This window comes from Streptomyces torulosus, assembly GCF_001419765.1.
Classification (GTDB): Bacteria; Actinomycetota; Actinomycetes; order Streptomycetales; family Streptomycetaceae; genus Streptomyces; species Streptomyces torulosus.
This window is the reverse complement of record NZ_LIRK01000302.1, coordinates 1-8,754: the sequence shown is the minus strand read 5'-3', so window position 1 is coordinate 8,754 and position 8,754 is coordinate 1. Positions and strand designations below refer to the sequence as shown.

Here is an 8,754-nt window from a genome sequence, read left to right as displayed (position 1 = left end):
GTAGCGGGCGGCCTTGGGCGACCCTGCTCGTCAAGCACGACGGCAAGGAGGCCGCCGAGGCCGTCCTCGCAGGCTCGCCCAAGGCCGCCCGCTACGGTCCCGCCGCCTTCCACTACGTCCTCGGCGTGGCCCTCGCCCGGACCGGCGTCCTGGTCCGCGACCCCGAGCGGCTGCGGCGGCTGGAGACCGTCGACACCGTCGTACTGCACCCCAGCGCGCTGCGGAGCCCCGGCGCGGGCGCGGACCCCTGGACCGAGACCGTGCTCGACGCGGCCCGCCGGGCCGGGCTCGCCGTCGTCATGGTGGACGACCCGGCGCTGCGCGACTTCACGAGCCTCGCCGACCAGGTCGTGACCGGCGACCGCCCCCTGCGCGAAGTGGTGCGGGGCCTGCGCGACGAGGGCGCCACCGTCCTGACGGTCGCCCGCTTCCCCTCCACCGACCCCGAGGCGGGCGTCGAGGACACCCACGTAGGGGACGACACCACGAGCGCGCCCGACGACACCACGAGCGCGCCCGACGACGCCCATGTGCCGGACGAAGGCACGGGCGCGCGGGGCGTCGGCGCCCGCCAAGGGGACGAGGACGGCGGCGCCGGGCACGCCGCGACCCCCGCGCCGGAAGGCATGGACGTCCTGGACGGTCTGCTCGGCGGGGACGTGGCCGTCGCCCTCGCGGACGGGGACTCCGCCGTCGTCTGGGGCGCGGACGTCCTCGCCCTCAACGGGCTCGCCGACGTGTGGCGGCTGCTGACCGCCGTACCCGCGGCCCGTACGGTGGGCCACCGGTCACAGACCCTCGCCCGGTCCGGCGCCGCCCTGTCCGGGCTGCTCGTGGCCGTCGGCGAGGCCGACGGGGCGCGCCGACGCGCTCGCCTGCCCGGACTGCGCCACGTCCCCGTCGACGTCGGCGCCGCGACGGCCCTGCTCAGCGGCGTACGAGGCGCCCTCGGCGTCGCCCTGGCTCGCGCGCCGCACCCCCAGCCCCGCACGGCCTGGCACGCGCTCCCCCCGGACGACGTCCTCGACCGGCTCGACCACGCGGCCGACGAGGAGGAGGACACCACGGTGGTCGAGCAGGCCGCCGACCGGCTGCACGAGGTGGCCGACACGGTGGGCCACACGCCCGCCGCCGCCCCCGTGCGCTGGACCGTGGAGCTGGCCCGGGCCGTCCGGGGCGAGCTGGACGATCCGCTCACCCCGGTGCTGGCGGTCGGCTCGGCGGCCTCCGCGATCCTCGGCTCGGTCGTGGATGCTCTCCTTGTGTTCGGCGCGCTCGATCTGAACGCCCTGGTCGGCGGTCTGCAACGGCTGCGCGCCGAACGGGCGCTGTCCGGGCTGCTCGCCGACCAGCAGCAGAAGGCCCGCGTCACGCCCCGGGACCCGGAGGAGCCGACGGGCCCGCCCGCCGACGACGCGTCGGCGGAGGCCGAGACCGTGGACGCCGCCGTGCTCGACCCCGGCGACGTGATCGAACTGAAGGCGGACGACGTCGTGCCAGCCGACGCCCGGCTGCTGTGGGAGGACGGCCTGGAGGTGGACGAGTCGGCGCTCACCGGTGAGTCCCTGCCGGTGGACAAGCAGACGGCTCCGACACCCCGCGCGCCGGTCGCCGACCGGAGCTGCATGGTCTTCGAGGGCACCACCGTGGTGGCGGGTCAGGCCAGGGCCGTCGTCGTCGGCACCGGCGACCGCACCGAGGCCGCACGCGCCGTCGCCCTGGCCGCGCGCACGCCCCCGTCCGCCGGCGTCCAGGCCAAGATCCATGAACTCACCCGCAAGGCGCTGCCGTTGACCCTGGCCGGCGGCGCCGCGGTGACGGGTCTTTCGCTGCTGCGCGGCACCCCCATCAGGGAGGCGGTGAGCGGCGGCGTCGCGGTGGCCGTGGCCGCCGTCCCGGAGGGGCTGCCGCTGGTCGCCACGGTGGCACAGCTGTCGGCGGCCCGTAGGCTGAGCCGCCGCGGCGTCCTTGTGCGCACCCCGCGCACCCTGGAGGCGCTGGGCCGCATGGACACCGTCTGCTTCGACAAGACGGGCACCCTCACCGAGAACCGCCTCCACCTGGTCCGGGTCGGCGAGGCCGACGGCACGGTCCGCACCCTCAAGGACACCGCCGACGACGACACGGCCCGCACCCTGCGTGTCGCCGCCCGCGCCTGCCCCCGCCTGAACGGCGGCTCGACCCGCCCGGTGCACGCCACCGACGAGGCGGTGCTGGACGCGGCAGGCCCCGACCCGGAGTGGGAGCAGACCGAGGGCCGGCCCTTCGAGGCGGCCCGCGGCTACGCCGCGGCCGTCGGCACAACGGCGGACGACACCCCCGTCCTGGTGGTCAAGGGCGCCCCGGAGACGGTCCTGCCCGCCTGCCCCGACCTCCCCGATCACGCGTCCGGAACCGCGCAGTCGCTCGCCCGCGACGGTCTGCGCGTCCTCGCGGTCGCCGAACGCCCGCTGCGCGCGGGCGAGGAACCGTCCGCCGCCCTCGAAGAACCGCTGGACGACCTGGAGTTCACCGGCCTGCTCGCGCTCGCCGACGTCCCGCGTGAGACGTCCACCGACCTGGTGCGCGGGCTGCGCGAGGCGGGCGTACGACCGGTCATGCTGACCGGCGACCACCCGCAGACCGCCCGGGCGATCGCCGCCGAACTCGGCTGGCCCGAGGACACGACCGTCGTCACGGGCGACGAACTGGCCTCCGCCGACCGGTCCGTACGGTCGAGGATGCTGCGGGACGCGGGTGTCGTGGCGCGGGTCGCGCCCGAGCAGAAGCTCCAGGTCGTGGAGGCGCTGCGGGACGCGGGCCGGGTGGTCGGGATGGTCGGCGACGGCGCCAACGACGCCGCGGCCATCCGCGCCGCCGACATCGGCGTGGGCATCCAGGCCCGCGGCTCCGCCGCCGCCCGGAACGCGGCCGACCTGGTCCTGACCGACGAGGACCTGTCGGTGCTGATCGAGGCGGTCACCGAGGGCCGCTCCCTGTGGCACAGCGTCACCGACGCCATCGCCATCCTGATCGGCGGCAACGCGGGCGAGATCGGCTTCGGCATCCTCGGCACGCTGCTCGCCGGACGGGCCCCGCTCTCCACCCGCCAGATGCTGCTGGTGAACCTGTTCACGGACCTGTTCCCCGCGATGGCGGTGGCGGTCACCCCCAAGGAGGAGCCGGGCGCCGCCGACGGCGACGGCGCTGAGGGCGCCACCCCGGGCACGGAGCCCCTGGGCACCGAACTCCTCGGCGCGCCCCTCATGCGCCAGATCCGCCACCGCGCCCTGACCACCTGTCTGGGCGCCACCCTCGCCTGGCTGGCCGGCCGCTTCACGCCGGGCACCGCGCGCCGGTCCACGACGATGGCCCTGTGCGGGGTGGTCGGCACCCAGCTGGCCCAGACCCTCGCCGACCGCCGGCACAGCCCACTGGTCCGCACCACGGCCCTCGGCTCCGCCGCGGCCCTCGTCGTCCTCGTCCAGATCCCGGGCGCCAGCCACTTCTTCGGCTGCACCCCGCTCGGCCCGCTCGCCTGGGCGGGCGTCGCCGCGGCGATCGGCCTCGCGGTGGCCGGCCAGCGGACCCTGCCCGACCTGGAGAGGACGGTCCAGCGGCTGATGCGACCCCGGACCCGAGCCTCGGCCGAGCCGAGCCCCGCCTGAGCCCCACCCCGCCGCCCGCCGGGGCGCGGAGGTCAGACCGACCGGTGGTACTGCTCGGGTACGTGCACCTCGCCCCCCAGTTCCCGCGCGGCCCGCCGGGCCCAGGAGGGGGTGCGCAGCAGCTCACGGCCCAGCAGCACGGCGTCGGCCTCTCCGTTGGCGAGGATCTTCTCGGCCTGCTCGGCCTCGGTGATCAGACCCACCGCCGCGACGGGCATCCCCGCCTCGTCCCGGACGCGGGCGGCGAACGGCACCTGGTAGCCGGGGCCGACGGGGATGCGGACACCGGAGGCGTTGCCGCCGGTGGAGACATCGAGGAGGTCCACGCCGTGGGCCTTCAGCTCGGCAGCGAGCCGGACGGTGTCGTCCGCCGTCCAGCCGCCCTCCTCCAGCCACTCGGTCGCGGAGACCCGGAAGAACAGCGGCTTGTCCTGCGGCCACACCTCGCGCACGGCGTCCACCACCTCGAGCGCGAAACGGATCCGGTTCTCGTACGAGCCGCCGTAGGCGTCGGTACGGCGGTTGGAGTGCGGGGACAGGAACTCGTTGATCAGGTAGCCGTGGGCGCCATGGATCTCGACGACCTCGAAACCGGCGGCGAGCGCACGGCGGGCCGACTCGGCGAACTGCCGTACGGCAGCCCGGATCTGGTCGACCGTCAACTCGTCCGGCATCGGGTGCTTCTCGTCGAACGGCACCGCGCTGGGCGCGACCGGCTGCCAGCCGTGCGCGTCCGGGCCGACCGGGGCGCCGCCCCGCCAGGGCCGGTCGGTGGACGCCTTGCGCCCCGCGTGCGCCAGCTGCACCGCAGGCACCGTCCCCTGCGTCCTCAGGAACCCGGTGATCCGGCGGAACGCCTCCACCTGCGTGTCGTTCCAGAGGCCGAGGTCGTACGGGGAGATCCGGCCCTCGGGGGCCACGGCGGTCGCCTCGACGATGATCAGGCCCGTCCCGCCGGTGGCGCGCGCCGCGTAGTGCGCGAAGTGCCAGTCGCCCGGGGCGCCCGTCCCGGGGCCCTCCGGCGCGGCCGAGTACTGGCACATCGGGGGCATCCACACCCGGTTCGGGATGGTCAGTTCACGCAGGCGGTAGGGCTCGAACAGCGCGCTCACGGCGGACTCCGATCGTCAGGGATGCCGACACGGGTCGGGTACGACTCGATGTCTCGTACGATAGTCATCGTAGTACGGCGGATGTCAAACTATGATGGTCCTCGTACAATGAACTCCCTGAAGGCCCGACTCAAGGGAGCCGCCGTGACCTCGCCCGCCGTCAGCAGTCGCGATCTCCCGCATCCGGAGTCCGCGGAGATCCGGCTGGAGTCCGTGCTGCACGCGCTCTCCGACCCCATGCGGCTGCGTATCGTGCGAGAGCTCGCCGCCGACGGCGACGAGCTCTCCTGTTCGTACTTCGACCTTCCGGTCACCAAGTCCACGACCACCCACCACTTCCGGGTGCTGCGCGAGAGCGGGGTGATCCGGCAGGTCTACCGGGGCACCGCCAAGATGAACGGCCTGCGCCGGGACGACCTAGACGGCCTCTTCCCGGGGCTTCTCGACGCCCTCCTGGACGCGGCCGCCCGGCAGGCCGCCCGGGTCCGGGACCTCGGCGACGGCTGAACCGGCCCTCGACGGAAGGTGGTTGAAGAGCAGGTTCAGCGCGATGGCCGTGAGGCAGCCCGCGCTGATGCCGCTGTTCATCACCGTGTGGAACCAGTCGGGGAACTTCGCGTAGACCGTCGGCACCCCGACCGGCAGCAGGCCGACGGCCACCGACACGGCCACCACCGTCAGGTTGTGGTTGTCCTGGAAGCCGACCCGCGCCAGCGTGCGCAGCCCGCTCGCGGCGACCGTACCGAACATCACCAGCCCCGCGCCGCCCAGCACCGGCGCCGGGATCGCGGCCACCACCGCACCCAGCTTCGGCAGCAGCCCCAGCAGTACGAGGATCCCGCCGGCGGCCGCGACGACCCAGCGGCTGCGCACCCGGGTCATGCCGACGAGACCCACGTTCTGCGCGTACGCCGTGTACGGGAAGGTGTTGAAGACCCCGCCGAGGACCGTGGAGAACCCGTCGGCCCGCAGCCCGTCGGCGAGGGAGCGCGACTCCACCTTCCGCCCTGTCATCTCGCCGACCGCGATCAGGTCACCGGTCGTCTCGGTCATCGTGACCAGGGCCACCACGAGCATCGACACGATCGCCGACACCTCGAACGTGGGCGCCCCGAAGTGGAACGGCGTGCTGACGCCCAGCCAGTCGGCGTCCGCCACCCCGCCGAAGTCGGTGAACCCGAGGGGCACGGCCACGGCGAGGCCGACCACGATGCCGATCAGTACCGCGATCCGGCTCAGGAACACCGGGGCGAACCGCTGCACCCCCAGGACGACGAGCAGCACGAACGCGGCGAGGGCCAGATTCCTCGGCGCGCCGAAGTCCTTCGCGCCGACGCCGCCGGCCGCCCAGTTGCCGGCCACCGGCAGCAGGGACAGACCGATGATCAGGATCACCGTGCCCGTGACGAGCGGCGGGAAGAAGCGGAGGAGCCGGCCGAACACCGGTGCCAGCAGCATGATCGCCAGGCCGGCCACGATCACCGAGCCGTAGATGGCGGGGAGCCCGCCGCCCTCCGTGCCGATCAGCACCATCGGGGACACGGCTGCGAACGTACAGCCCTGCATGATCGGCAGCCGCACGCCGAAACGCCAGACGCCCACACACTGGATGAGGGTCGCGACACCGCACACCAGGAGGTCGGCGGTGATCAGATACGCCAGGTCCGCGGGCGGCAGCTGCATCGCGCCGCCGACGATCAGGGGGACGGCGACGGCGCCGGCGTACATCGCGAGGACATGCTGAAGGCCGAGTGCCGCGAGGTGACGTACGGGAGGAACCGCGTCGACGGGGTGGACGGGCGCGGCGTCGGTCATGGGCGCTCCAGGGTGGGGCCGGGCGGGGGACGTCTTGAGACCGTAGGAGGCTTGAACAGTTTGTTGATGTCGGCGGTGTTGCCGATCCATGTCGAAGCGGCGGGCCACCGCCCTGCCGTGTGCGCCTAATCCCGCGCCCCGCCCTGAGCGGCCGTCAACAGCGACTCCCAGTCCGGGAGTTTCACCACGCCGCGGCCCAGGGACGCCCCCAGTTCCGCCTCCGCCCGTTCGATCGCCTGCCAGCCCGACCACTCCACGGGGCGGACGCCCTCCGCCCGCAGGGCCGCCAGCGGGTCGGCCGGGACCGCGCGGTGCAGGAGTGCGGGGGCGTCCTCCAGCAGCGAGGTCACCGTCTCCTTGGCACAGGGGCGGTTGGTGCCGATCACTCCGGTCGGGCCCCGCTTGATCCACCCCGCCACGTACTCGCCCGGAGCGGCCACCCCCTCCCGCACGACCCGGCCCGCCACATGGGGGACCGTGCCCCGCTGAGGATCGAAGGGGAGCCCGTCGAGCGCCACGCCGCGGTAGCCGACCGAGCGGAGCACGAGCTGGGCCTCGATCTCCTCGTACCGGCCGGTGCCGACCAGGCCGCCCCGGCCGTCCGGTCGCGTGCGCTCCAGTCGGACGCCGCAGACACGGTCCCCGTCGGCGAGGAGCTCGACCGGGCGCAGGAAGAACCGCAGCCGGATGCGGTGCCGGCCGCTCGGCGCCGGCGCGGTGGCCCAGCCGCGCAGGACCTCGATGTTCCGGCGCTGCGCGGCGGGCAGGGCCGACGGGTCGACGTAGTCCGGGTCCATCTCCAGCTCGACCGGGTTGACGGTGACCTGGGTGTCCGGGAGGGTGCCCAGCTCGCGCAGCTCCTTGGTGGTGAAGCGCGCAACGGAGGGACCGCGGCGGCCCACCATGTGGATGCGGGAGACCTGGCTGGAGGCGAGCGAGGCGAGGGCGGACTGCGGCATGTCGGTCGGGCTCAGTTCGGCCGCGCCGCGCGCCAGCATGCGGGTCACGTCCACGGCGACGTTCCCGACGCCGATGACCACCGCGGTACGGGCACCGAGGACGAAACCGTCGGCCACGGCGTCCGGGTGCGCGCTGTACCAGGACACGAACTCGGTCGCCGACCAGCTGCCCAGCAGCTCCTCGCCCGGGATGCCGAGCCGGCGGTCGGTGGCGGCGCCCACGCAGTACACCACCGCGTGGTACAGCTCCCGCAGCCGCGCCACCGGCACGCCCCGGGGCCCCACCTGGACCCCGCCGAGGAACCGCACCCGCTCGTCCTCCAGCACGGTGCGCAGGCTGTTCTGGAGCGACTTGATCTTCTCGTGGTCCGGCGCCACCCCGTACCGGACCAGTCCGTACGGGCAGGGCAGGCGGTCGAGGACGTCGACCAGGACCCCGGGATCCCGCTGGACGAGGCTCTGGGCGGTGTAGCACCCGCTCGGCCCCGAACCCACGACGGCGACATGCAGCACGGCGGAACTCCTTACGCGAGGAGATCGCTGATGCTTCCAGGATCGCACCCTGGGGGCCGCCGGGGGAGGGGGCGCTCGGCGTGGTGTGGCGAGCGATTGTGATCATTCCCTTACGTTGCGTGTGTGCTCGAAGCTTCCTTTCTCAACCTTCCTGATCGGCATTGGCAGGACGGCGCGGTCTCGGTGTGGCCCGCGTGGGCGGTGCGGGAAGGCGGGGGAGCCACCGCCTGGTACAACGCCCGGCTGAGCTTCCCGGACGGGGCCCGGGTCGAGGTCCTCGCCGTGGTGGTCGGGGGGCGGCTGTCCCTGGAGGACGTCCGGGCCCAGCCGCCGTTGTCCCTGGACGACCTGGCGGAGCTGGCCGACTGGATCGAGGGCCCGCTCTACGAGGCGTGCGGCACCGTGCCCGACCCGGCCGAGGACAGTGCGCCGGGCACCCGGTACGCGGCCGCCCGCCGGGCCAGGCCCGCCTGGCCGCGGGGCACGGAGGGGCGGCGGCTGGTGGCGGAGGAGTACCTCACGGCGCAGCGGGAGGGCTACGACCCGGTGCTCGCGGTGATGTGCGCGACCGGGCACAGCCGCCGCAAGTCGCTCCGCCTGATCGCCGGCGCCCGTGACGCCGGCCTCCTGGCCCCCCGCCACGCCCGGCGTTGAGCCCACCGCGACGAGGGCCGCGGCGGGCAGTGTCTAGGGGGTGTTTCGAAAGTC

Annotated in this window: 6 protein-coding genes; 3 read left to right on the top strand and 3 right to left on the bottom strand. The window is 74.4% G+C overall.

Annotated elements, in window-relative coordinates; all coding sequences use genetic code 11:
- A partial coding sequence (locus tag AOK23_RS21500; protein WP_055714321.1) for a cation-translocating P-type ATPase occupies window positions 1-3,647 on the top strand: 3,647 nt, incomplete at its 5' end.
- 32 nt (window positions 3,648-3,679) lie between these two features.
- Here the strand turns inward: AOK23_RS21500 and AOK23_RS21495 are convergent.
- Entirely contained in the window at window positions 3,680-4,759 is a 1,080-nt protein-coding gene (locus AOK23_RS21495; protein WP_055714320.1) for an NADH:flavin oxidoreductase/NADH oxidase, read from the bottom strand.
- A gap of 108 nt (window positions 4,760-4,867) precedes the next feature.
- On the opposite strand from AOK23_RS21495, the gene AOK23_RS21490 reads away from it, so the two are divergent.
- Window positions 4,868-5,266, top strand: coding sequence for an ArsR/SmtB family transcription factor (locus AOK23_RS21490; protein WP_240496486.1), 399 nt, complete (start codon window positions 4,868-4,870; stop codon window positions 5,264-5,266).
- On the opposite strand, the gene AOK23_RS21485 is transcribed toward AOK23_RS21490, so the two are convergent.
- Entirely contained in the window at window positions 5,177-6,574 is a 1,398-nt protein-coding gene (locus AOK23_RS21485; protein WP_055714319.1) for a nucleobase:cation symporter-2 family protein, read from the bottom strand. The genes AOK23_RS21490 and AOK23_RS21485 overlap by 90 nt on opposite strands.
- 125 nt (window positions 6,575-6,699) lie before the next feature.
- Window positions 6,700-8,046 (bottom strand): FAD-dependent oxidoreductase, encoded by a 1,347-nt coding sequence (locus tag AOK23_RS21480; RefSeq protein ID WP_055714318.1) that lies wholly within the window; start codon window positions 8,044-8,046, stop codon window positions 6,700-6,702.
- Window positions 8,047-8,169: 123 nt separating this feature from the next.
- On the opposite strand from AOK23_RS21480, the gene AOK23_RS21475 reads away from it, so the two are divergent.
- On the top strand, window positions 8,170-8,700 hold the full coding sequence (locus AOK23_RS21475) for a DUF6214 family protein (RefSeq protein ID WP_055714317.1): 531 nt from the start codon (window positions 8,170-8,172) through the stop codon (window positions 8,698-8,700).
- Window positions 8,701-8,754 lie beyond the last annotated feature (54 nt).